25 protein-coding genes are annotated in these 20,590 nt (G+C 73.9%); 12 read left to right on the forward strand and 13 right to left on the reverse strand.

Annotated features, from left to right (window positions below; genetic code table 11):
• The first annotated feature begins 70 nt into the window (after positions 1-70).
• The 7 genes from Cus16_RS13265 (at position 71) to Cus16_RS13295 (ending at position 4,811) form a co-directional block, all read left to right on the forward strand.
• Positions 71-955 (forward strand): S26 family signal peptidase, encoded by an 885-nt coding sequence (locus tag Cus16_RS13265; RefSeq protein ID WP_069713140.1) that lies wholly within the window; start codon positions 71-73, stop codon positions 953-955.
• On the forward strand, positions 952-1,806 hold the full coding sequence (locus Cus16_RS13270) for a LamG domain-containing protein (protein ID WP_069713141.1): 855 nt from the start codon (positions 952-954) through the stop codon (positions 1,804-1,806). The genes Cus16_RS13265 and Cus16_RS13270 overlap by 4 nt, the downstream gene beginning before the upstream one ends.
• 171 nt (positions 1,807-1,977) lie before the next feature.
• On the forward strand, positions 1,978-2,415 hold the full coding sequence (locus tag Cus16_RS13275; RefSeq protein ID WP_069713142.1) for an ester cyclase: 438 nt from the start codon (positions 1,978-1,980) through the stop codon (positions 2,413-2,415).
• Positions 2,416-2,496: 81 nt separating this feature from the next.
• Entirely contained in the window at positions 2,497-3,177 is a 681-nt protein-coding gene (locus Cus16_RS13280; protein ID WP_069713143.1) for a copper resistance protein CopC, read from the forward strand.
• The gene (locus tag Cus16_RS13285; RefSeq protein ID WP_411266610.1) at positions 3,174-3,908 is read left to right on the forward strand and encodes an NUDIX hydrolase; all 735 of its coding nucleotides are present in this window, start codon (positions 3,174-3,176) and stop codon (positions 3,906-3,908) included. Before Cus16_RS13280 ends, Cus16_RS13285 begins: the two co-directional genes overlap by 4 nt.
• A gap of 26 nt (positions 3,909-3,934) precedes the next feature.
• The gene (locus tag Cus16_RS13290; protein ID WP_223246621.1) at positions 3,935-4,402 is read left to right on the forward strand and encodes a VanZ family protein; all 468 of its coding nucleotides are present in this window, start codon (positions 3,935-3,937) and stop codon (positions 4,400-4,402) included.
• A gap of 22 nt (positions 4,403-4,424) precedes the next feature.
• On the forward strand, positions 4,425-4,811 hold the full coding sequence (locus Cus16_RS13295) for a DUF1304 domain-containing protein (RefSeq protein WP_069713144.1): 387 nt from the start codon (positions 4,425-4,427) through the stop codon (positions 4,809-4,811).
• Here Cus16_RS13295 and Cus16_RS13300 read toward each other — a convergent pair.
• Complete coding sequence (locus tag Cus16_RS13300; RefSeq protein WP_189319601.1) at positions 4,808-5,251, reverse strand: arsenate reductase ArsC; 444 nt, start codon at positions 5,249-5,251, stop codon at positions 4,808-4,810. The two genes, Cus16_RS13295 and Cus16_RS13300, sit on opposite strands and share 4 nt — an antisense overlap.
• Positions 5,252-5,383: 132 nt before the next feature.
• Between Cus16_RS13300 and Cus16_RS13305 the strand changes: the two genes are divergently transcribed.
• Positions 5,384-5,911, forward strand: coding sequence for an AAA family ATPase (locus Cus16_RS13305; RefSeq protein ID WP_069713145.1), 528 nt, complete (start codon positions 5,384-5,386; stop codon positions 5,909-5,911).
• On the opposite strand, the gene Cus16_RS13310 is transcribed toward Cus16_RS13305, so the two are convergent.
• Together Cus16_RS13310 and Cus16_RS13315 are read right to left on the reverse strand one after the other, a co-directional pair.
• On the reverse strand, positions 5,893-6,693 hold the full coding sequence (locus tag Cus16_RS13310) for a DNA-formamidopyrimidine glycosylase family protein (protein ID WP_069713146.1): 801 nt from the start codon (positions 6,691-6,693) through the stop codon (positions 5,893-5,895). The two genes, Cus16_RS13305 and Cus16_RS13310, sit on opposite strands and share 19 nt — an antisense overlap.
• Positions 6,694-6,744: 51 nt before the next feature.
• Positions 6,745-7,134, reverse strand: a complete 390-nt coding sequence (locus Cus16_RS13315) for a MerR family transcriptional regulator (RefSeq protein WP_069713147.1) — start codon at positions 7,132-7,134, stop codon at positions 6,745-6,747.
• A gap of 93 nt (positions 7,135-7,227) precedes the next feature.
• Between Cus16_RS13315 and Cus16_RS13320 the strand changes: the two genes are divergently transcribed.
• Positions 7,228-7,929, forward strand: a complete 702-nt coding sequence (locus tag Cus16_RS13320; RefSeq protein WP_069713148.1) for an SDR family oxidoreductase — start codon at positions 7,228-7,230, stop codon at positions 7,927-7,929.
• A gap of 6 nt (positions 7,930-7,935) precedes the next feature.
• Here Cus16_RS13320 and Cus16_RS13325 read toward each other — a convergent pair whose 3' ends face one another.
• Together Cus16_RS13325 and Cus16_RS13330 are read right to left on the reverse strand one after the other, a co-directional pair.
• The gene (locus tag Cus16_RS13325) at positions 7,936-8,385 is read right to left on the reverse strand and encodes an alpha/beta fold hydrolase (protein ID WP_083263973.1); all 450 of its coding nucleotides are present in this window, start codon (positions 8,383-8,385) and stop codon (positions 7,936-7,938) included.
• Between the two features lie 176 nt (positions 8,386-8,561).
• Entirely contained in the window at positions 8,562-9,203 is a 642-nt protein-coding gene (locus tag Cus16_RS13330; protein WP_069713150.1) for an NAD(P)-dependent oxidoreductase, read from the reverse strand.
• Positions 9,204-9,300: 97 nt separating this feature from the next.
• On the opposite strand from Cus16_RS13330, the gene Cus16_RS13335 reads away from it, so the two are divergent.
• Together Cus16_RS13335 and Cus16_RS13340 are read left to right on the forward strand one after the other, a co-directional pair.
• The gene (locus tag Cus16_RS13335) at positions 9,301-9,786 is read left to right on the forward strand and encodes a DUF4126 family protein (protein WP_069713151.1); all 486 of its coding nucleotides are present in this window, start codon (positions 9,301-9,303) and stop codon (positions 9,784-9,786) included.
• A gap of 133 nt (positions 9,787-9,919) precedes the next feature.
• Complete coding sequence (locus Cus16_RS13340) at positions 9,920-10,891, forward strand: NAD-dependent epimerase/dehydratase family protein (RefSeq protein ID WP_069713152.1); 972 nt, start codon at positions 9,920-9,922, stop codon at positions 10,889-10,891.
• 93 nt (positions 10,892-10,984) lie between these two features.
• Here the strand turns inward: Cus16_RS13340 and Cus16_RS13345 are convergent, their stop codons facing one another.
• From Cus16_RS13345 to Cus16_RS13360, 4 genes are all read right to left on the reverse strand, one after another.
• On the reverse strand, positions 10,985-12,178 hold the full coding sequence (locus tag Cus16_RS13345; RefSeq protein ID WP_223246622.1) for an MFS transporter: 1,194 nt from the start codon (positions 12,176-12,178) through the stop codon (positions 10,985-10,987).
• A complete protein-coding gene (locus Cus16_RS13350) occupies positions 12,175-12,393 on the reverse strand; it encodes a hypothetical protein (RefSeq protein ID WP_069713153.1) in 219 nt (72 codons plus the stop codon). Before Cus16_RS13350 ends, Cus16_RS13345 begins: the two co-directional genes overlap by 4 nt.
• On the reverse strand, positions 12,390-13,313 hold the full coding sequence (locus Cus16_RS13355) for a helix-turn-helix transcriptional regulator (protein ID WP_069713154.1): 924 nt from the start codon (positions 13,311-13,313) through the stop codon (positions 12,390-12,392). The genes Cus16_RS13350 and Cus16_RS13355 overlap by 4 nt, the downstream gene beginning before the upstream one ends.
• 83 nt (positions 13,314-13,396) lie before the next feature.
• Positions 13,397-14,557, reverse strand: a complete 1,161-nt coding sequence (locus Cus16_RS13360) for a PQQ-dependent sugar dehydrogenase (RefSeq protein ID WP_223246623.1) — start codon at positions 14,555-14,557, stop codon at positions 13,397-13,399.
• A gap of 138 nt (positions 14,558-14,695) precedes the next feature.
• On the opposite strand from Cus16_RS13360, the gene Cus16_RS13365 reads away from it, so the two are divergent.
• Positions 14,696-15,361, forward strand: a complete 666-nt coding sequence (locus Cus16_RS13365) for an SDR family NAD(P)-dependent oxidoreductase (protein WP_069713155.1) — start codon at positions 14,696-14,698, stop codon at positions 15,359-15,361.
• Between the two features lie 64 nt (positions 15,362-15,425).
• Here the strand turns inward: Cus16_RS13365 and Cus16_RS13370 are convergent, their stop codons facing one another.
• From Cus16_RS13370 to Cus16_RS13385, 4 genes are all read right to left on the reverse strand, one after another.
• The gene (locus tag Cus16_RS13370; protein ID WP_069713156.1) at positions 15,426-16,187 is read right to left on the reverse strand and encodes an SGNH/GDSL hydrolase family protein; all 762 of its coding nucleotides are present in this window, start codon (positions 16,185-16,187) and stop codon (positions 15,426-15,428) included.
• 100 nt (positions 16,188-16,287) lie between these two features.
• The gene (locus tag Cus16_RS13375; protein ID WP_069713157.1) at positions 16,288-19,170 is read right to left on the reverse strand and encodes an ABC transporter permease; all 2,883 of its coding nucleotides are present in this window, start codon (positions 19,168-19,170) and stop codon (positions 16,288-16,290) included.
• Entirely contained in the window at positions 19,167-19,892 is a 726-nt protein-coding gene (locus tag Cus16_RS13380; RefSeq protein WP_069713158.1) for an ABC transporter ATP-binding protein, read from the reverse strand. Before Cus16_RS13380 ends, Cus16_RS13375 begins: the two co-directional genes overlap by 4 nt.
• Complete coding sequence (locus tag Cus16_RS13385; RefSeq protein WP_083263975.1) at positions 19,889-20,458, reverse strand: PadR family transcriptional regulator; 570 nt, start codon at positions 20,456-20,458, stop codon at positions 19,889-19,891. The genes Cus16_RS13380 and Cus16_RS13385 overlap by 4 nt, the downstream gene beginning before the upstream one ends.
• Positions 20,459-20,590 lie beyond the last annotated feature (132 nt).

Consider the following 20,590-nt stretch of genomic DNA (forward strand, 5'->3'; position numbering starts at 1 on the left):
CCCCCCCCACAGCACCGCGCACCACGCACCTGCAGCCGCCCCGCGCGGCCGACCCCCACCGGAGCAGCACATGAGCCAGACCGCAGCGATCCCGCTCAGCGGCACGCTCGACCTGCCGATCCTGCGCGGGCGGGCCACCAGCCGCACCGAGACCGCCCTCGCCTGGGCCGTCGCCGCGATCGCCGCCGTGCTGCTCACCGCCGCGGTCCTGTTCCTCTCCGCCGGCGGCCGCTGGTTCGTCGTCGAGACCCCCTCGATGGGCCAGGCCGCCCCGGTCGGCACCCTCGTGCTCGACATGCCGGTCGACGTCGCAACGCTGCGCGTCGGGGACGTCGTGACGTTCTCGACGGACGCGAACCCCGGCGTGGTCTACACGCACCGCATCATCGCCGTCGACGCCGACGGCGGGCTCCACACCCGCGGCGACATCAACGGCGCCACCGACCCGTGGACGCTCACGCAGGCCGACGTCATCGGCACGCCGGCGCTGCTCGTGCCGCACCTCGGCTGGCTGTTCCGCGCCGCACCGATCCTGCTCGTCGGCACCCTGCTCATCTGGACCCTCACGAGCGCGTTCACCGACCGGGTCACCCGCACCTGCCTGCGCATCGCCGGCGGCGCCCTGACCACCTCGTACGCCGCCTTCGTGCTGAAGCCCTTCGTCAACGTGACCACGATCACGAACACCTCGAGCCCCGACGGCGTCCAGGCGACGATCGTGTCGTCCGGCATCTTCCCGGTCCGCGTCGAGGCGCACGGCGGCAACACCGTCCACCTCGTCGACGGTCAGGTCGGCCGGGTCGTCATCGACGAGCTCAGCCGGAACGGGTACTACCACCTGACGTCGAACATCGACCTCGACCCGGTCGGCTGGGCCGCGCTCGTCGCCGTCTGCCTCGTGCCGCTCGTGCTCTGCCTGTCGGTCGGCCGCATCGAACCGGTGCGCGCCTCGTGATCGCCCGCTCCCTGCGCGACGGCCGCGTCGTCGCCGCCCTCCTCGTCCTCGCCCTCGCCGTGGTCGTCGTGCTCAACCAGTTCGCGCCGACCCGTTCCGCCTACAGCGCGCGGGTCACGAACAGCGGCAACTCTGCCGCGACGGCGCCGTACTTCACGTGCTCGGCCGCCGTCGCGTCCGACGCCTCCGGCGCCCTCTTCGCGTACCGACTCGGCGAGGCGTCCGGGTCGACCACCGCCGTCGACGCGTCGGGCAAGGCCGCGAACGGCACCTACCAGGGCACGATGACCGCGACGACGCCGAGCCCGAACGCCTGCGCGCGCGACACCGGCTCGTCGTACCAGCTCAACGGCTCGAACAGCTTCGTGTCGACGCCGAAGTCGGTCGTGAACCCGACGACCTTCAGCGAGGAGGTCTGGTTCCGCACCACGGTCGCCGGCGGGCTGCTCATCGGCTTCGGCAGCAACCAGGTCGCCACCTCGGGCCAGCACGACCGGCAGATCTACGTCAACAGCGCCGGGCAGCTCGTGTTCGGCTCGTACAACGGCACCACGCAGGTGATCACCTCGCCGCGGGCCGTGACCGACGGTGCGTGGCACCACGTCGTGGCGACGATGTCGCCCGCGAACGGCATGCGGCTGTACCTGGACGGCACCCTCGTCGCCTCGAACACGGCGTTCACGGCACCGGAGAACTACACCGGGTACTTCCGCGTCGGGTACGACACGATCAGCGGGTGGCCGGGTGCTCCGGCGAACTACTACTTCACGGGCACCATGCGCTTCGCGGCGGTGTACACGACGGAGCTCACCGCGACCCAGGTCGCGAACCACTTCGCCGCCGGTCGCTGACCGCGGCCGGACGGACTGCCGGACGGGAGGCGTGTGGCGGGGTCGCCACGCGCCTCCCGTCCGTCGCGTCCCGTGTTCGCCGACCGGACAGCCGTCCCGCGGACGCCCCGGTCGTCCACGGGGAGCGGGCGTAGTCAGGACGCTCACCGTCCGACCAAGGGAGGAACACAGATGAGCAAGGACGCGAACGCCGCCACACAGGAGCAGCTCGGGGGGATCCTCGAGGCCCGCGACTGGAGCCGCATGCACGAGGCCTGGCACGAGGACGTCGTCGACCACGACCCGGCGCCCGGACAGGCACCCGGTCTCGCCGGCATCGTCGACTTCTGGACCGAGTTCACGACGGCCTTCCCGGACCTCACGCTCGAGGCCGACCCGCTCGTCGTCACCGACGACTTCATCACCGCCGTCTTCACCATCCACGGCACCCACACCGGACCGTTCCAGGGCCACGAGCCGACCGGTCGCGAGTTCACCGTCCGCGGCATCCAGGTGTCGAAGTTCGTCGACGGCAAGATCGCCGAGCGGTGGGGGTCGACGGACCAGAAGGGCATCGAGGAGCAGCTGCAGCTGGGCTCGACCGACGTGCAGTTCGTCAGCAAGGCCTGACACCGCGGCTCCGCGAGGAGGAGCCCGGGTACGCTCGGGACGTCCGGTCCCTGCCGGGTCGTCAGCCGATGAAAGGCACCCGTGCGTCTCCGAGCCCTCCTCGCCAGCGTCGTCGTCGCAGCGATCGCACCGATCGTCCTCGTCGCCGGTCCGGCATCCGCGCATGACGCCCTCGTCGGCTCGGACCCAGCGGCCGGTTCGAGCGTCTCCGGTGACCTCGACCGCGTCACGCTGACCCTGTCCGAGCCGCCGCTGTCCGGGCTGCAGACCGGGATCGTCATCAGCGTCACCGACGGCGGGGGAACCGAACGGACCGTCGGCGACGTCCAGATCGAGGGCACGACCATCGCGAAGGACGTCGACCTCACCGCCGCCGGTGCGTACCGCGTGCAGTGGCGCAGCGTCTCGGTCGACGGGCACCCGATCTCCGGCGAGTACGGCTTCACGTCGACGGGTGCGACCGCGGCGACGCCGACCGCCGGTCCCACGACGGCGGCCTCCGAGCCGACCGCGACCGCGACGGCGACCGCGGACGCCGTGACGGGGACCACCGACGAGATCGCCGCGACGCAGGCAGCCGCCCCGGTCGGCGGACACCAGCACCACACCGTCCTGCTGTTGCTCGTCGCACTGGCCGTCGTCGCCTTCGCCGCCGTCGTCGGCATCCGCGCCCTGCGCACCCGTCGGACCGTCGTGCCCGCCGACTCTGCGCCGGCCGACTCTGCGCCAGCCGACGACAGCGCGGACGGCACCGACCGGTGACGCTGGCCGACGGCGCCGGACCGGCTGACGCGGGAGGTCCCGCACACGCCGCACGCGCAGCGCTCGCCGCCGTCGCCGCTCCCGGGGCCGCGCCCCTCGTCCCCGCGATGCCGGCCACGCCCGACCCGCGCGCCGCCGCGGTCCTCATGCTGTTCGGCGTCCTCGACCGCACGCCCAGCGAGCGCCCCGCCGCGGCACCGGCCGTGCACCGCGACCTCGACGTGCTGCTGCTCGCCCGCGCGTCGACCCTCCGCTCGCACCCCGGTGAGGTCGCCTTCCCCGGCGGACGCATCGACCCGGGTGACCCGGACGCCGTGTCCGCCGCCCTCCGCGAGGCCCGGGAGGAGACCGGTCTCGACCCGTCCGGCGTCGAGGTCCTCGGGACGCTGCCGGCCGTACCGCTCGCGCACTCGAACCACCTGGTGCGGCCCGTGCTCGGCTGGTGGCGGGAGCCCAGCCCCGTGCGGGTCGTCGACGATCGGGAGTCCGCGGCCGTGTTCCGGACGCCCGTCGCCGACCTCCTGGACCCGGCGAACCGCGGCGTGACCGTGCTGCGGCGCGGCGGCCAGGAGTGGCGGGGGTCGGCGTTCACGGTACGGTCGGACCAGGGCGTCCACACGCTCTGGGGGTTCACGGCGATGCTCCTCGACGCGCTCTTCGACCGGCTCGGCTGGTCGAAGCCGTGGGACGATGCGCGGGAGCTGCCCCTCCGCGTTCGCCGAAGGACCTGACCCTGCTCTCCACCCTGCTCGTCCAGGTGCCCTGGCTCGCCTCCGGCGTCCTCGTCGTGGTCGTCGTCGTCGCCCCGTTCCTCGGGGTGCTGCTGGCCCGGACGCCCCGGCTGACCCTCGTGCTCGCGGTGCTGGCGCTCCTCGCCGTGCTCGGGCTCACCCTGTACCCGGAGGGCTCCGCCTCGGACGCCGTCGGGTGCTCGGCGGGCCTGCCCTACCTCGCACCGACCGCGGTCGAGTCGATCGCGAACGTGCTCCTGTTCGTCCCGGTCGTGTTCCTGGCCGGACTCCGCTCCGGTCGACCGGTGCTGATGACCGCCGCCGGCATCGGCCTGTCCGCCCTGATCGAGGCGGCGCAGGCGTTCGTCCTCGGCATCGGGCGGGCCTGCGACACGAGCGACCTGGTCACGAACGCCATCGGCGCGGTGATCGGCGGCCTGCTCGCCGCGGCGGCGCTGGCGCTGGTGCGTCGTCGGGCCGCGCGCCGACGCTGAGCCGACGTCGTAGGGTCGTGCCATGACCGCCGTCGCCCTGGTGCTCGCCGCCCTCGCCGCGCTCCTGCACGTCTGGATCTTCGTGCTCGAGTCCGTCCTCTGGACCACCCCGCGGGCTCGGACGACCTTCGGCACGACCGAGCAGGAGGCCGTCGCGACGAGGCAGCTCGCCTACAACCAGGGGCTCTACAACCTGTTCCTGGCCGTGCTGGTGCTCGTCGGCATCGTGGTCACGGCCTCGGGCGGGACCGCCGTCGGACTGACGCTCGTCATCGCCGGCACCGCGAGCATGCTCGGCGCTGCACTCGTGCTGTTCACGAGCGACGCCACGAAGCGCCGTGCCGCGACCACGCAGGGCGCGTTGCCGCTCCTCGCGCTGCTGGTGCTCGGGATCGCGGCGCTCGTCTAGAGCAGCTCGCCGAGCAGGGTCTCGACCCGGCGACGGACCTCGTCGCGCACCGGTCGGACCTGCTCGATCGGCAGACCGGCGGGGTCGGTGAGCGCCCAGTCCTCGTACCGCTTGCCCGGGAAGACCGGGCAGGCGTCCCCGCACCCCATCGTCACGACGACGTCGGCCTGTCGCACGGCGTCGGTGGTCAGGACGGCGGGCTGCTCGCCGGCGATGTCGATGCCCTCCTCGGCCATCGCCGCGACCGCGACCGCGTTGATCCGGTCCGCGGGCTCGGACCCTGCGGAGAACACGTCGACGCGGTCGCCCGCCAGGTGCCGGAGCCATCCGGCGGCCATCTGGGACCGGCCGGCGTTGTGGACGCAGACGAACAGGACGGCGGGCTTCTGGTCGGACACGGTCTGCTCCGGGAGGGTCGTCGGGTTGAGGGACCCGGCCATCCTGCCGCACCGCGGTGAACGGCCGGTGCGCCGGACGGGAGGCGCGGGGCGGGCCGCTGGGGGAGCCTCCCGTCCGGCGCGTGGTCCGTCGCGGACCGCGCTCGCCGCCGCGGGTGCGGTAGCGTCCGCAGCGTGATCGTGTGGATCAACGGCACCCACGGGGCCGGCAAGACGACGACGGCGCGGTTGCTGCAGCCGATGCTGCCGGACGCGCACGTGCTCGACCCCGAGAAGGTCGGCGAGGTCCTCATGGACGTGCGTCCCCCGTTGCCGGACCACGGTGACTTCCAGCACTGGGATCCGTGGCGGCCACTCGTCGTCGAGACCGCTCGTCGGCTGCTCGACCACGTCGGCGGGACCCTCGTCATGCCGCAGACCGTGCTGGTCGAGGCGTACTGGCGCGAGATCGCCGACGGCTTCGACGCGCACGCGATCCCGGTGCGTCACGTCGTGCTGCACGCCGACCAGGACACGCTGCGGCGGCGGATCGAGGACGACGCCGTGATGGGCTTCTCGACCTTCCGGATGAGCCGCCTCGAGCCCTACGCGGACGCGGCGCGGAGCTGGCTGCACGACGCTGCCGAGGTGGTCTCCACCGTCGACCGCAGCCCCGAGCAGGTCGCCCGTCTGATCGCCGACGGTCAGTCGGCCGCCGGCTGACAGCGGGGGCACCACCAGACCCGGCGGGGCGGGGAGCCGTTCACCTCGACGTCGTCGCGGGCCCGGACACGCGTGCCGCAGCGCAGGCAGGGACGCCCGGCGCGGCCGACGACCCAGTGGCGCTCGCCGCGGCGGAGGACGCCCGTCGTCACCTGGTACGCGTCGGGCGTCGTCGCCGAGTGCCGGAGCATCCGGCGCGCGGTCTCGAGCAGGGGCGGCACGTCGACGGAGCCGATCGGCCGGTCGGGGTGGAGCCCGCGGATGAAGCCGAGCTCGTTCGCCCAGAGGTTCCCGAGGCCGGCGACCCGGCGCTGGTCGAGCAGGACCGTCCGCACCGGCAGGTCCGGGTCGGCGGTGCAGCGCCGGAGGGCCTCGTCGAGGTCCGGGTCGTCGTGCAGCAGGTCGGGGCCCAGGTGCCCGACGGCGCGGTGCTCGTCGCGGGTCGGGAGCAGTTCGACCACGGGTAGCGCGATGCCCCACACCGTCCGGCCGTCGTCGAGAACCATCCGGACCCGGGCCTCGCGCGCGGCGTGCACGGGGAGCCGGCGTCCGGCGGCGGTGACGGTCCACGAGCCGGTCATCCGCATGTGGGTGTGCAGGGTCGAGCCGTCGTCGAAGCGGGTCAGCAGGTGCTTGCCGTGCGTGGCGTGGGCGACGATGCGTCGACCGGCCACGGTCGCACCGGCATCGGGACCGCCGCGGAGCTCACCCCGCGCGACCAGGGCACCGTCCGTGCTGCGGAGCCGGGCAGCCAGGCGGTGGACGGAGTCACCCTCGGGCATGCCGTCACGGTACGGCCGGCCACCGACAGCCCCATCGGGTCCGAGGCGGGCTCAGGCCGCGGCGGTCGTCGGCTCGCGCAGGGCCGGGCAGTGCTCCGGCGTCGGGTGCTCGGAGATCGCGATGACCTCGTCGAGGCGGGCTCGGGCGGCCTCGAGATCGGCGAGCTGCGCGGTGATCCGGTCGCGTTCGGCCACGAGCAGCGCGAACGACTCCGCCGTGGCCACCCCGGCGTCGACGCAGGGCAGGAGCTGCACGATGGTCCGGCTCGGCAGACCGGCCGCGAACAACTGCTGCACGAGCCGCACCCGCTCGACGGAGGTCCCGGCGTACGAGCGCTGGCCGCCGGACGTCCTCGTCGCCGTGAGCAGCCCCTGCTGCTCGTAGTACCGCAGGGAGCGGACGCTCGCCCCCGTCGCCGCCGCGAGGTCCCCGATGCGCATGCCTGCTCCGATCCGTGCTTGCACCTGACACTGATGTCAGGTCCTACCGTAGCCGAGCCGGTGCGGGAGACGCCCGCTCGGCAGGAGGACACCATGGACATCGCCGGATCCGTCGCACTCGTCACGGGCTCGAACCGGGGCATCGGCCGCCGGTTCGTCACGCAGCTGCTCGAGCGGGGCGCCAGCAAGGTCTACGCGACCGCACGTCGTCCCGAGCTCGTCGACGTCGAGGGGGTCGAGGTGCTGCCGCTCGACATCACCGACGAGGCCTCGGTCGCCGCCGCAGCCGCGGCCGCGCAGGACGTCACGCTGCTCGTCAACAACGCCGGCATCGCCACGACGGGGTCGCTCCTGCGCGGCGACCTGACCGACGCACGCCGTGAGATGGACACACACTACTGGGGCACGCTGTCGGTGCTGCGGGCCTTCGCGCCGGTCATCGAGCGGAACGGCGGCGGCGCGGTCGTCAACGTGCTGTCCGCCCTGTCGTGGTTCGTGTACCCGGGGTCGGGCGGGTACGCGGCCGCGAAGGCCGCCGAGTGGAACCTGACGAACGCCGTGCGGCTCGAGCTCGCGTCCGCCGGGATCACCGTGCAGGGGCTCCACCTCGGAGCGGCGGACACCGACATCATGGCCGGGTACGAGGGCTCGATGGTCGACCCGGCGGACGTCGCCCGTGCGTCGCTCGACGGGGTCGAGGCCGGTGTGGCCGAGGTCCTCGTCGACGAGTGGAGCCGCGGGGTGAAGGCATCGCTGCAGGGGGCGCTGGAGGCGTTCTACGCCCAGTTCGCCTGAGCCGGATCAGGCGAGCAGCGGCTCGAGCAGGTCGACGACGAGGTCCGGACGGCTGATGAACGGGTGGTGCCCGGTCGGGAGCTCAACGGAGGCGGTCGCCCGGGCGGCGTGCGACCGCTGCAGCGCCACCGTGGTGCTGCGGTCGTCGGTGCACACCACGGCGGTGGAGTCGACGTCGGCCCACCCGGTCCGGGTCGTCGTCGTGCCGAAGGCCGCCGCGTCCTGCGACGTCGTCCGGGCGAACGCGTCGCGCTGCAGGGGCCCGTCGGCGTCCTGCAGGAAGCACGACGTCGTCGTGGGCGTCGAGCACCGCGCGGAGCGCGGCCGCGTCGTCCTGCAGGTCGCCCCCGACGGCGTCGGTCTCGCCGCACGACGGCAGGGCCACGGCGACGCTCGCGACCCCGGTGCGTTCCAGGAGCAGGTCGGCGGTGGGGCGCCACCACCAGGAGCCGTCACGGACGAGGGCGCCGTGCACGAAGACGAGGGTCGGGAGGGTGCCGGTTGCGGTCATGGACCGGACCTAGGCACCCCACCCGACCCTCGTCCGCCCGGTTCGCTCACAGCGACGCTCATTGCGCGGCGCACGACACGGTACGAGCGACGCGGTACGAGCGACAGGCCGAGCGCGGTGGCTACGCCCGCAGGAAGTCCGCGATCGGGGCCGACCCCTCGTTGAAGCGGATGGTGCGCCCCGCGGTGGACGGGTCCTCGAGCACGTCGGCCACCACGTGCGCCACGTCCCCGCGGGGCACCTGCGACGAGGAACCATCCCAGTCGACCGACCCGGTCGGCTCGTCGTCGGTCAGGGTGCTCGGTGCGACGACGGTCCACTGCAGATCGGAGTCGCGGAGCACCGCGTCGGCGATCATCTTGGACTGCGCGTACGCGAAGAAGTCCTGGTCCTGCGGCACACCGTGGTCGAGCTGCGAACCGGCCCACGAGACCATGACGTACCGATCGACCCCGGCCTGCGCCGCACCCTGCACCGAGAGCACCGCGGCGTCGCGGTCGATCGCCCACGTGCGGTCCGCCGAACCGCCACCGGCACCGGCCGACCAGACGACGGCGTCGTGCCCGCGGACCAGGTCGGCGAAGTCGGTGAGCGACTGCTCCTGCACGTCCGCGACCTTCGGGTCCCCGCCGTGCGCGCGGACCTCGTCCTGCTGGTCGGGGTTCCGGATCACCGACGTGACGCGGTGCCCCCGCTCGGTGAGGATGCGGGTGGCCAGGAGTGCGACCTTGCCGTGGCCGCCGAACAGGATGACGTTGCTCATGGTCTGGACGGTACGCGGGGCGGCTCCGGACGACGCGGACCGCTGCGTCCCCCGAGCGGTGCGCGAGTACCGTCCGACCTGACACGACGGGAGAACCATGAGCAAGCAGCACGAACAGCACACCCTGGTCCGCACCCTGGCCCTGGGGGTCCTCAGCGGCGGACGGAGCGGCACCCCGCTGGCCGTCCTCGCCCTGAACCACGACAACAAGGCCCTCAAGGGCGACTGGCAGCAGTGGAAGGCCTTCAGCACGCCGCTCGGCCGCGGGCTGCTCGTCGCGTCGGCGGTCGGCGAGCTCATCGGTGACAAGTCGAAGAAGGCCCCCGCGCGCATCTCACCCGTCGGGCTGATCGGACGCATCGGCGCCGGTGCGCTCGCCGGTGCGGCGCTCGGCACGACCGGCAGCCGCGACCTCCGCCTCGAAGGTGCGATCCTCGGCGGCGTCGGCGCGATCGTCGGCAGCTTCGCGGGCTGGGCCGCGCGCAAGCTCCTCAGCAGCGCCGGGCTCCCGGACGCGGTCGGTGCCGTCGCCGAGGACGCGGCGGTCATCGCCGGGTCGGTGCAGGCGGTCCGCACGGTCTGACCCGACCACGCCGTGACGGGAGGCGCGGGTCGGCGACGACCCGCGCCTCCCGTCCGTCGCGCCTCCCGCCTGTCGGGTCAGGGGCACCACCAGGGCCTGCCGCTCCCGGGGACGCGCGCCTAGCGTGAGCGCCATGCGCATCGTCGTCATCGGAGCCACCGGCCACATCGGCACGTTCCTCGTCCCCCGTCTCGTCCGCGCCGGCCACGACGTCGTGGCCGTCTCGCGCGGCACCAGCACCCCGTACGCCGACGCTCCGGAGTGGGAGCGCGTCGAGCGCGTCACCGCTGACCGGGAGCAGGAGGACCGCGACGGCACGTTCGGCGACCGCATCGCCGCGCTCGCCGCGGATGCCGTCGTCGACCTCGTCTGCTTCACGCTCGAGTCCGCCGAGCAGCTCGTCCGGGCGCTCCGCGGGAGCGGCACGCACCTCGTGCACTGCGGGTCGATCTGGCGCGCGGGCGTCTCGCACGTCCTGCCGATCACGGAGGAGACGGCAACACCGCCCTTCGGTGAGTACGGCACCCAGAAGGACGCCATCGCCCGGATGCTCAAGCAGGAAACCGCCGACGGGGGTGTCGTCACGACCTCGATCCATCCGGGGCACATCAGCGGTCCGGGCTGGGTGCCGATCGGCCCGCTGGGGAACCTCGACCCGGCGGTCGTCACCCGGCTGTCCGCGGGCGAGGTCGTGGAGGTCCCCGGGCTCGGCGCCGAGTCGATGGCGCACGTGCACGCCGACGACGTCGCCCAGCTCTTCCAGCTGGCCGTCGAGCAGCGGGACGCCGCCGCCGGTGAGGACTTCTTCGCCACCGCCCCGACGGCGCTCACCGTGCGCGGGTACGCCGCGCTGGTCGCGTCGTGGTCCGGCCGGGAGGCACGGCTCGAGTCCGTCAGTTGGGACCGGTTCCGCGAGACCACCGCCACCGAGCACGCCGACGCGAGCTGGGAGCACCTGTCGCGCAGTCAGGTGTTCAGCACCGAGAAGCCGCAGCGGCTGCTCGGGTACGCACCGGCGTACACCGCGTCCGAGACGGTCCGCGATGCCCTGCGGTGGCAGGCCGAGCACGGCGACCTCGCGGTCGACGCGTCCTTCCGTCCCTGACGGCACCGGGCCCGGCCGGGGGCTGCTCGGGGCTGCTCGGGGCTGCGCGGGGCTGGGCGAGGCTGCGCGGTGGTCGGGGTCGTCGCGATCGCGTCAGGCGGACGCCGTGCGCTCCGGCACCACGAGCGCACGGCGCCGGTGGACGGCCCAGACGGTCGTCGCGAAGCCGACGAGCACCGCACCGCCGATCGTCACCGCGGTCCACCCGCCGGCGTTCCAGAGCACCCCGGCCACGGCCGAGCCGATCGCACCGCCGACGAAGTTGCTCGTGACGAAGGCCGTGTTCAGCCGGCTCCGCGCGGCGGGGTCGATCGCGAACAGGCGCGTCTGGTTGAGCACGTTCGTCGCCTGCACGCCCACGTCGAGCAGCAGGACGGCGACGAGCACCACCGGGACCGATCCGGCACCGAGCCCGGCGACCACGAGCGACACGAGGACCAGGACCAGCGCACCGCCGGTGACCGGCACCGACCACCCGCGGTCGTGCAGCCGTCCCACCCGCTGCGCGGCCACCGCACCGGCCAGCCCGACGAGTCCGACGGCACCGATCGCGGTCGTCGACCACCCGTACGGCGGGGCGCTGAGCAGGAACGTCAGCGAGGTCCAGAACATCGTGAAGACCGCGAACACGGCGGCGCTGATCACGAGCGTGACGCGGACCGCACGGTGCGCACCGACGGCGCGGAACACCGAGCCGATGAGCCGGGGGTACGCCACCCGCTCGCGCGGGGGCAGCTCGGGGATCGCCCGCCGCAGCAGGACGGCGAGCACGACCGCGGCGACCGCGGCGACGACGTACACCGTGCGCCACCCGGCGAACCCGGCGATCACGCCGCTCACCGTCCGGCTGAGCAGGATGCCGGTCAGCACCCCGGAGGCGATGGTCCCGACCACCCGGCCCCGCGCCGCCGGGTCGGCGAGGTCGCCCGCGAGCGGGATGAGCAGCTGCCCGGCGACCGTCGTCGTGCCGACCAGGGCGAGCGCGACGAGCAGGGTGGTGAACCCCGGGGCGACGGCGGCGCCGACCAGTGCGACGGCCGAGGTGAGCAGCACGCCCGGCACGAGCCGACGCCGGTCGAGCACGTCGCCGAGCGGGACCACGAGCAGGATGCCGAGCGCGTAGCCGACCTGGGTCAGGGTGACGAGCAGCCCGGCCAGCGCCGAGGACGTCCCGAGGTCGGCGGCGACGTCGTCGAGCAGGGGCTGCGCCCAGTACAGGTTGCCGACGGCCGCTCCGCCGGCGACGGCGAACAGGACCGTGCGACCGGTCGTCATCGCGGCGGTCACCGGCGGGACCCCGCGTCCCGACGGAACAGCAGCGCGATGTTCCACGGTCCGGGCTGGAGGCGGACGGTCGCCTCGGCGACGACGCGTTCCTCGTGCTCCCGGTCGCGGGTCAGGTCGTGGATCTCCTGCTCGGCGTGCCAGCGGAAGCGGAGACGGTCCCAGCGCGACGACGCCGGCAGCGCCCGTGCGGTCTCGACCGACGAGGTGTCGCTCACGCGTCCTCCCGCTCCGGCGCGGTCGACCGCCCGGTCGCGCGGTCGGCGATCCGCCCGGTCGCGCGGTCGGCGATCCGTTCGGTCGCCGCCCACGAGGCGAGGACCCGGAGCGCGTCGGCGGTGGGGCTGCCCGGCGTCGCGGGGTAGACGGTGAGGCTCAGGCCGGGGTCCTCCGCCAGCTCGAGCGACTGGAAGTGCAGCTCGATCGGGCCGACCACCGGGTGGTCGAACGCCTTGACGCCCGCGTAGTGCCGTCGGACGTCGTGCGCGGCCCACAGCCGACGGAAGTCCTCGCTGCGCACGGACAGTTCGCCGACGAGCGCCGCGAGGTCCCGGTCGCGCGGGCTCCGGCCGGCCTCGCGCCGGAGGATCGCGACGTTCGTGTGCGCCGCGCGGTCCCAGTCCTGGTAGAAGTCCCGCGCCCGGGCGTCGAGGAAGATGAAGCGCGAGAAGTTCATCGGGCGGTCCCCGGTGACGAGCGCGGCGTGCAGGGCCCACCCGAGGGCGTTCGCGGCGACGATGTCCTGGCGGTTGTTCACGATCATCGCGGGGGCCTCGGTCACGACGTCGAGCAGGTACTGCAGCTCCGGTCGCACCGCGGCGACCCGGACGTTCCGAGCGGCCCGGCGCGGCGCCTCGTTCTGGTGCCGTGCGAGGTCGCGCAGGTGCTCGTGCTCGGCCGCGTCGAGCTGCAGCGCGATGGCGACGGCGTCGAGCACGCTGTCGGAGACGCCCTGCAGGTTCCCGCGCTCGAGCCGGGTGTAGTAGTCGATGCTCACGCCCGCCAGGCCCGAGACCTCCTCGCGCCGGAGGCCCGTGACGCGGCGCCGCGTCCCGGAGGTCTGGATGCCGGCCTGCTCCGGGGTGATCCGGGCGCGACGGCTCGACAGGAAGTCTCGGGCTTCGTCACGGTGGTCCATGCGCTCCACGCTACGACGGCACGGCCACGGCAACGAGGTGCTGCCGGAACCCCCGTCAGCTGCCGGTGGTCAGCTGCCGGTCGTCAGCTGCCGGTCGTCAGGGGGACCGAGACGATCCGGTCGTCGCCGTCGCGGGGGTCGCCGCGGCCGTCGGTGTTGTTCGTCACGAACCAGAGCGTGTCGTCCGGCCCGGGCAGCACCGTCCGGATGCGGCCGAAATCCCCGGCGAAGTACTCGGTCGCGGTCGACGGGTCGGACACCGGTACGCCCCGCACGGACTCGCCCTTGAGGTTCGCGACGAAGACGGTGTCGCCGATCACGGTCAGCCCGCTCGGCGACGCCTCGTCGGTGGACCACTGCTGCACGGGGTCGACGAAGCCGCGGTCCTCGCCACCGGTGCCCTCGACCTCGGGCCAGCCGTAGTCCTTCCCCGGCTCGACCACGTTGAGCTCGTCCCAGCGGTTCTCGCCGAACTCCGCGGCGAACATGGTGCCGTCCGCCGCCCAGCCCATGCCCTGCACGTTCCGGTGGCCGAGCGACCACACCGGGGAGCCGTCGAACGGGTTGTCGTCGGGCACCGCGCCGTCGGGCGTCATCCGGAGGATCTTGCCCGCGAGCGAGTCGCGGTCCTGCGCCTCGGACCGGTTGCCGGCGTCCCCGACGCTCGCGTAGAGCATGCCGTCGGGGCCGAACGCGATCCGGCCGCCGTCGTGGAAGGTGTTCGCGGGCAGGCCGTCGATCACGGTCGTGGCCTCACCGAGCCGCCACGAGCCCGTGTCCCCGGTGAGCTCGTAGCGCTGGATCCGGTTGCCGTCCTCGGCGGTCGAGTACACGAACAGGTCGTCGTCGTGCAGGGCGAGGCCGAGCAGCCCGCCCTCGCCGCCGTGCCGGACGCCGGCGACCGTGCCGACCTCGCGGGTGGAGCCGTCCGCGCGCAGTTCGAGCACGCGGGCGGAGTCCCGCTCGCTGACGAACGCGTCGCCGTCGTCGCCCACCGGGACGACCGACCACGGGGACTCGAGCCCGCTGACGACGTCGGAGGTGGCACCGTCCGGAGCGACCTGACCGGCCGCGAGGTCGGACGGCGGGCTGGCGGTGCTGCTCTGCGCGGCGTCGCCGGAGTCGGTCGCGCCCCGGTCGTCCGAGCAACCGGCCAGGGCGAGGGCGGTCACGGCGGCCAGCCCGACGGCGGACCAGGTGCGGCGGCTGCGGAGCGTGCTGCGGGTCGTGCGGGTGCTGTCCACGGTGTTCCTCCCGGGTCGTGGTGCGAGTCCACACGCTGCGGTCGGGAAAGCCCTGGGGGTTCCCGGCACAACCCCTCACCGCTGCGCGCACCGGCCTACCGTCGGCAGCACATCGTTCCCGGTCGGAGAGGACCATCCATGACCACCATCGCCATCGTCGGCGCCGGCAAGGGCCTCGGGCTCGCCGTCGCGGACCGCTTCGGCCGCGAGGGCTTCGACATCGCGCTGATCTCCCGCAACCAGGACCGGCTGGACTCGCTGGCCGCCGAGCTCCGCGACTCCGGCCACCGCGCCCAGGGGTTCGCCGCGAACGTGCGGGACGGGGACTCGCTCCGCGCCGCCCTCGAGGCCGCCACCGAGCGGCTCGGTCCGATCGAGGTGCTGCAGTACAGCCCGCTGCCGGCCAAGGAGTACATGCGTCCGGTCCTCGAGACCACGGCGGAGGACCTCGTCGGCCCGATCGAGTTCTCGGTCTACGGCTCCGTGAACGCCGTGCGCCAGGTGCTGCCCGGCATGCGGGCCATCGGGAAGGGCACGATCCTGTTCGTCAACGGCGGCAGCGCGGTCCGTCCGGGCGCGCGGGTGACCGGGACCTCCGTCGCCTTCGCCGGGGAGAGCGCCTACGCGCAGCTCCTGCACGACGCCGTCGCCGAGGAGCAGGTGCACGTCGGCCAGTTGATCATCCCGTTCGGCATCGACGACGGCCAGGACGACCACTCCGGCGCGGCCATCGCCGAGCGCCTCTGGACCATCCACACCGAGCGCGGGCACTTCCGGACGTACGCCGAGCCGCTGCCCGAGTGATCCGGGACGGCCGGAAGGCCCGTGGCGGGGTCGCCACGGGCCTTCCGTCCGCCGATGGTCGCCGTCAGCGCGCGGTGCGCTCGATCGCGTCGGCCATCGCCGCGGCGACGCCGCGGTTCGCCTCGGCAGTCGGGTGGATGCCGTCCGGCGAGGTGCCCGGTACGTAGGCGCCGTCGGCGGTGCGGATCGCCCGGAAGGGGTCGACGAAGGCCCACCCGTGCCGGTCGGCCTCCGCGTGCAGCGCGTCGGTCAGCACGAGCTGCCCGGTGCGTCGGTCGGCTCCCCAGTGGCTCCACGTCCAGTCGGCGGGCGGCCCGGCGACGACGAGCACGCGCTCCGCCCCGACCTTGCGCACGATGGCGTCGACGTCCGCGATCGTCCGCTCGGTCGGGATCGCCTGGTTGACGTCGTTCGTGCCCACCTCGACCACGAGGACGCGGGCCTGCGGCACCGGGCCGATCTCGGCGAGCACCTGGTCGGCGCGGTACCCGCTGTGGGCGTAGCCGCCGACGGCGTGCAGCCGGTCGTCCGACTCGAGCTGGTGCAGCCACGAGTCGGGTCGGGCGGTGATCGAGTCCCCGGCGTACGCGAACGGCACGGCGTCGGACAGCGCGGGGGTGTCGAGGGCCCCCGTGTCGACCTGGTCCGGCGTGCTCGGCCGGGGGAGTTCGGCGCTCCGCTCGACCCGCGTGTCCACCGCCCCGGCGACCGGACGGTCGTCGGCACTGGCGGTGTGGGTCGACGAGAGGACGAAGGCGCCGGCACCGGCGATGCAGGAGGCGGAGACGATGCTCGCGACGATGGCGAGGCGGGTCGTGCGGGTCACACGCAACGGTAACCCGCGGATCACCCTCCAGGACCAGTCCCCCGACCTGGGGAACCGGCGGCGTGGCTGAGGGTCCTCGCGGCGGCTCACAGGTTCGCGGTCAGTGCGCACGACGCACCGACGGTCGACGGCCCCGGCCGGACACCAGCCACGTGCCCACCGTGACGACGACGGGCAGTCCCAGCGCGAGGAGCGCCAGCACGGGCCAGTCGGCCACGAACGGCATGTGCGACGTCCCCACCGGTCCGTCCCCGAACCGCAGTGTCAGCGCGCGGATCGGCAGGAGCCCGAGGACCGTCCCGACGACGGCACCGACCGTGGTGAGGATCGCGGCCTGCCAGGCGGAGACCTTCCGACGCAGCAGCGGGGCGGCCCCGACGGCGTCGAGCACCTCGTCGTCGCGTCGGCCGTCCGACCGCGCGAGTCCGACCGCCACGGCCGTGGCCCCGATGGTGACCGCGGCGGCGAACGCCAGGACGATCGCCAAGACGAGCGCCCGGTCGTCGCGCGGACCGGTCTCGACGAAGAACGACGGGCCGCCCCACCGGTCGCCGTCGGCGCCGGCGCCGCTCCGCCAGGCGGACGCCAGGTCGTCGTACTGCTGGGTGGAGAGCGATCCGGGCAGCCTCGTGACGAGCAGGCCGTCGACGACCGGGACCCCGTACCGCTCGGCGGTCGCGCGGGTCATGAAGACGCCGATCTGGAGGCGCGGTGTCGGGGCGTCGAGCACCGCGGGGATGGTGGTCGAGACGTCCGGGCGTGCGGTCCGGTCCGTCACGAGGCCGGGGCTCTCGAACGTCTGGTCGCGGAACGAGTCGATCCGCACCGCGCCGTCGTGGACGTACTCCGGCCAGAGCGACACCGCCTCACCGCTCTCGAGCGCGTCCCGGACTGCCGTCGACGGCGTGTGCCCGGTGAGCACGGCGTAGTCGTCGACGGTCCCGGCGAGCACGTGGGTGCCGCCGGTGCCGGTGGTCTGGAGGAAGTCCGGGCAGGCGCCGGCGCGGGAGCAGTCGCGGTCGGACCAGTCGTGCGGCACGGTCAGGGTCGCCGGGACCGTGCCGGCCTGTTCGCGGGCGACCGCGAGGACCCGGATCCGGTCGTGGTCGAGCACCCCGCCGACGATGCGTGCGGCCTTCGCGGTGAGTTCCGCGTCCTGCCCGACGTCATACCCCTGCTCGTCCGTCGCGGAGACGCTCGCGGTCGCGACGCCGGCGGCCGTCGTCCACGAGTAGTCACGCACGAACTGGGCGTGCGAGGACGCGTTCCACGTCACGGCGACCGAAGCGACGAACACGACGCTCATCACGCTCGCCAGGACCGGGACGGTGCGGACCGGGTTGCGCCGGGCGTCGCGTGCCGCGAGGCGGGCGGACAGCCCGAGGCGCGTGGACCAGCGGGCGACGAGGGCGAGCAGCCACGGCGACGACAGCGCGACGCCGAGCTGCACCAGGCACGGGCCGATCGCGACCCCGGCGCCGACGACCCAGGCGAGCCGGTCCTCCTGCACCGGACGGTCGTCGAGCAGGAGCACGCCGACACCGCACGCGAGCGTCATCACCGTGCCGACCACCACGAGCAGTGGAGCCCAGACCCGGCGGCGCCGTTCCGTGCGGGGGTTCGCTGTGGCCGGCCGCAGGGAGCCCCGGAGCGCGGCGAGGACGTTCACGCGGGTCGCCGCCCGGGCCGCCACGAGCGCGGAGACGAGCCCGGCCAGTACACCGGCGACGCCGATCGCCAGGAGCAGTCCCACGGGCACGTGCACGCCGGGCCAGGTGCCGACGTTGCCGTCGTCGAGCACGTGCACCGCGAGCACGCCGATCCCGGTGCCGAGCGCGAGTCCGAGCACCGCCCCGGTCGTGCCGAGCACCACGCCCGAGCCGGCCACGACGGCCCGGACGAACCCGCGTTCACCGCCGACGCTCGAGACGATCGCGAACGACCTGGTGTCCGCCCGGGTCCCGACGAGGAACGCGGCACCGGCGAGCAGGGCGACCTCGAACATCGCGAAGACGCCGAGGAGCGCGAGCGCCCCGATGAACCAGTCGAGCGAGCTGCTGCGGGCTGCGCCGGGGGGACGGTCGTCCGGCGGGTCGAGCACGACCGGACGGGACTGCACGATGATGCCGTGCTCGTTGAGCGCCCGGATCTCCGACCAGGTCGGGGCGTACCCGGGCAGGTAGACGGTGACGTCGGAGCGGCCCTGCGCGTCCTCGCCGGTCGTCGGCGAGAGCGTCGAGCCCCACGGCAGGAAGACGGCCTGTGCGCCCGGGTCGGAGGCGGCGTCGCGCATCGTCCCCGTGATGGTGAACCGCTTCGTCACGGGCTCGGTCAGGTCGATCGTGTCGCCGATCGACACGTCGAGGCGCTCCAGGGTCGCCGGCGTCACCATCGCCTCGTCGCGCGCGGTCGGTGCGGTGCCGGACAGCACGTGCCAGTGCCCGTCGAGCGCGGGAGACCACGTGTCCCCCTCGACCGCGACGAGACCGATCGGGGCCTTCGGCCCGGCGACGACCACGGCGTCCGAGGAGACGGGCAGGGCGGTCACGCCGGCGGGGACGTGGTCGAGGACGTTCGCCGTCCGGCTCTCCGAGGTGGCGCGCTCTGCCGGGCTGTGACGCTTCGTCTCCGTGTACTGCCACTGCACGGGGTCCTGCCGGAGCCCGGGGAGGTCGGGGGCCGCGGTGCGCATCTGCGCTGCCGCGCGCCCGAGGTCGTACCGCAGGGACTCGGCCTGCGTGGGCTGGGTGGACTGCACCACCACCGAGACCGCGGCGAAGCCGGCGACGGGGATCCCCACGAGCGCGACGATCAGCGCCGCCCGACCGGCCTTCGCGAACGCCAGCCGTCGTCCGAGCCGCATCGCCGGACGGAGCGCGACGGTGCGGCGGGTCCGTGCCGCTCGCGCGGGTCGACGGTCGACGCGGCTGCTGTGGCCACCGCGGGTCGGGACGGCGTCGACGGCGTGCCGACGGCCGTTCACGAGCCGGTCCGGCCGGCGAGTGCCGTCTCGACGCCGGCGTACACGGTCTGGTCGACGACCCGGCCGTCCCGCAGGAACACGATCCGGTCCGCCCATGCCGCGTGCCGCGCGTCGTGCGTGACGAGCAGGGCTCCGGCGCCGTTGTCGACGTGCCGCCGGAGCATCCGCAGCACGACCTCGCCGGTCTGCGAGTCGAGCGCACCGGTCGGTTCGTCCGCGAGCACGAGCCGACGGTCGCCGACGACACCCCGAGCGATCGCGACACGCTGCTGCTGGCCGCCGGACAGGTCGTCGGGGAAGGCGTCGGCGCGCTCGCCGAGCTCGACGTTGTCCAGCGCGAGCTCGGCAGCCCGGCGAGCCCGGCTCGCCTTCCACCCGTCGAGCTCGAGCGGCAGGGCGACGTTCTCGACCGCGGTCAGCGACGGGATCAGGTTGAAGTCCTGGAAGACGAAACCGACGAGACGCCGACGGAGCGCCGCGAGGTCGCGCGCCGGGCGGTCCGACACCCACTCGCCGTCGATGCGGACCTCGCCGCTCGTCGGGGGCAGGAGCGTGCCGGCACAGGCGAGGAGCGTGGACTTGCCGGAGCCCGACGTGCCCATGACCGCGACCATCTCACCGCGCGCGACGCGCAGGTCGACACCTGCCAGGGCGGTCACCGCGTTGGCGCCGCCGCCGTACTGGACGCTGACGGCGTCGAGCTCGAGGAGCGGGGCGGTCATCGTGCCTGCTCCGCGGTGCGCACCGACGCGACGTCCGTGACGGGGGCCGGTGGCGGCATGTGCCGGGTGACGGTCGACTCGACGTGGTCCAGCCAGCGCACCTCGGCCTCCGCCTGGAACACCATCGACTCGAGGACGAGCGACCACGCGAGGTCGGTCGCGGGGTCGGCGGAGCGCTTGAGCCGCGTCAGGTCCTGCAGCGTGCCGAGGGCGGCGGAGCGCTGCACCTGCACCAGCCGCGGGACGTCGACACCGGGCACGGTCACCGCGAGGGCGAACTTGATCGCGAGCTCGTCGCGCCCGCGCTTCGCCGGCACCGGCTCGCTGAACCAGCGGGCGACCGCCTCGCGACCCGCGTCGGTCGCCGTGTAGACGACGTGTCCGTCGTCGTCGGCGTCGCCGCGGGCCACGAGACCGTCGCGCTCCAGACGGTCGAGCGTCGTGTAGACCTGGCCGATGTTGAGCGGCCAGCTCCCCCCGGTCCGTTGCTCGAACTCCCCCCGGAGCTGGTACCCGTACCCGGGCCCTCCCACCAGCAGCGCGAGCACGCCCATCCGTACGCTCATGACTTCCCCCTCGTACCGTCCGAGACATACTCCGTATGCCCATACCGAGTATGCACAGGCAAGCCAGCAGCAGGCAAGTCACGGATCGGCCACGATCGGACGGGAGGCGCGGTGCCAGCCGGCACCGCGCCT

The organism is Curtobacterium sp. ER1/6, assembly GCF_001742745.1.
Taxonomy (GTDB): domain Bacteria; phylum Actinomycetota; class Actinomycetes; order Actinomycetales; family Microbacteriaceae; genus Curtobacterium; species Curtobacterium citri.

Bases quoted from the DNA above. Each gene is read 5' to 3' on its own strand.
- Cus16_RS13310 (WP_069713146.1), bottom strand. From the start codon at position 6,693: ATGCCCGAGGGTGACTCCGTCCACCGCCTGGCTGCCCGGCTCCGCAGC.
- Cus16_RS13380 (WP_069713158.1), bottom strand. From the start codon at position 19,892: ATGACCGCCCCGCTCCTCGAGCTCGACGCCGTCAGCGTCCAGTACGGC.
- Cus16_RS13320 (WP_069713148.1), top strand. From the start codon at position 7,228: ATGGACATCGCCGGATCCGTCGCACTCGTCACGGGCTCGAACCGGGGC.
- Cus16_RS13300 (WP_189319601.1), bottom strand. From the start codon at position 5,251: ATGGCCGGGTCCCTCAACCCGACGACCCTCCCGGAGCAGACCGTGTCC.
- Cus16_RS13340 (WP_069713152.1), top strand. From the start codon at position 9,920: ATGCGCATCGTCGTCATCGGAGCCACCGGCCACATCGGCACGTTCCTC.
- Cus16_RS13330 (WP_069713150.1), bottom strand. From the start codon at position 9,203: ATGAGCAACGTCATCCTGTTCGGCGGCCACGGCAAGGTCGCACTCCTG.
- Cus16_RS13315 (WP_069713147.1), bottom strand. From the start codon at position 7,134: ATGCGCATCGGGGACCTCGCGGCGGCGACGGGGGCGAGCGTCCGCTCC.
- Cus16_RS13355 (WP_069713154.1), bottom strand. From the start codon at position 13,313: ATGGACCACCGTGACGAAGCCCGAGACTTCCTGTCGAGCCGTCGCGCC.
- Cus16_RS13265 (WP_069713140.1), top strand. From the start codon at position 71: ATGAGCCAGACCGCAGCGATCCCGCTCAGCGGCACGCTCGACCTGCCG.
- Cus16_RS13365 (WP_069713155.1), top strand. From the start codon at position 14,696: ATGACCACCATCGCCATCGTCGGCGCCGGCAAGGGCCTCGGGCTCGCC.
- Cus16_RS13275 (WP_069713142.1), top strand. From the start codon at position 1,978: ATGAGCAAGGACGCGAACGCCGCCACACAGGAGCAGCTCGGGGGGATC.
- Cus16_RS13385 (WP_083263975.1), bottom strand. From the start codon at position 20,458: ATGAGCGTACGGATGGGCGTGCTCGCGCTGCTGGTGGGAGGGCCCGGG.
- Cus16_RS13295 (WP_069713144.1), top strand. From the start codon at position 4,425: ATGACCGCCGTCGCCCTGGTGCTCGCCGCCCTCGCCGCGCTCCTGCAC.
- Cus16_RS13335 (WP_069713151.1), top strand. From the start codon at position 9,301: ATGAGCAAGCAGCACGAACAGCACACCCTGGTCCGCACCCTGGCCCTG.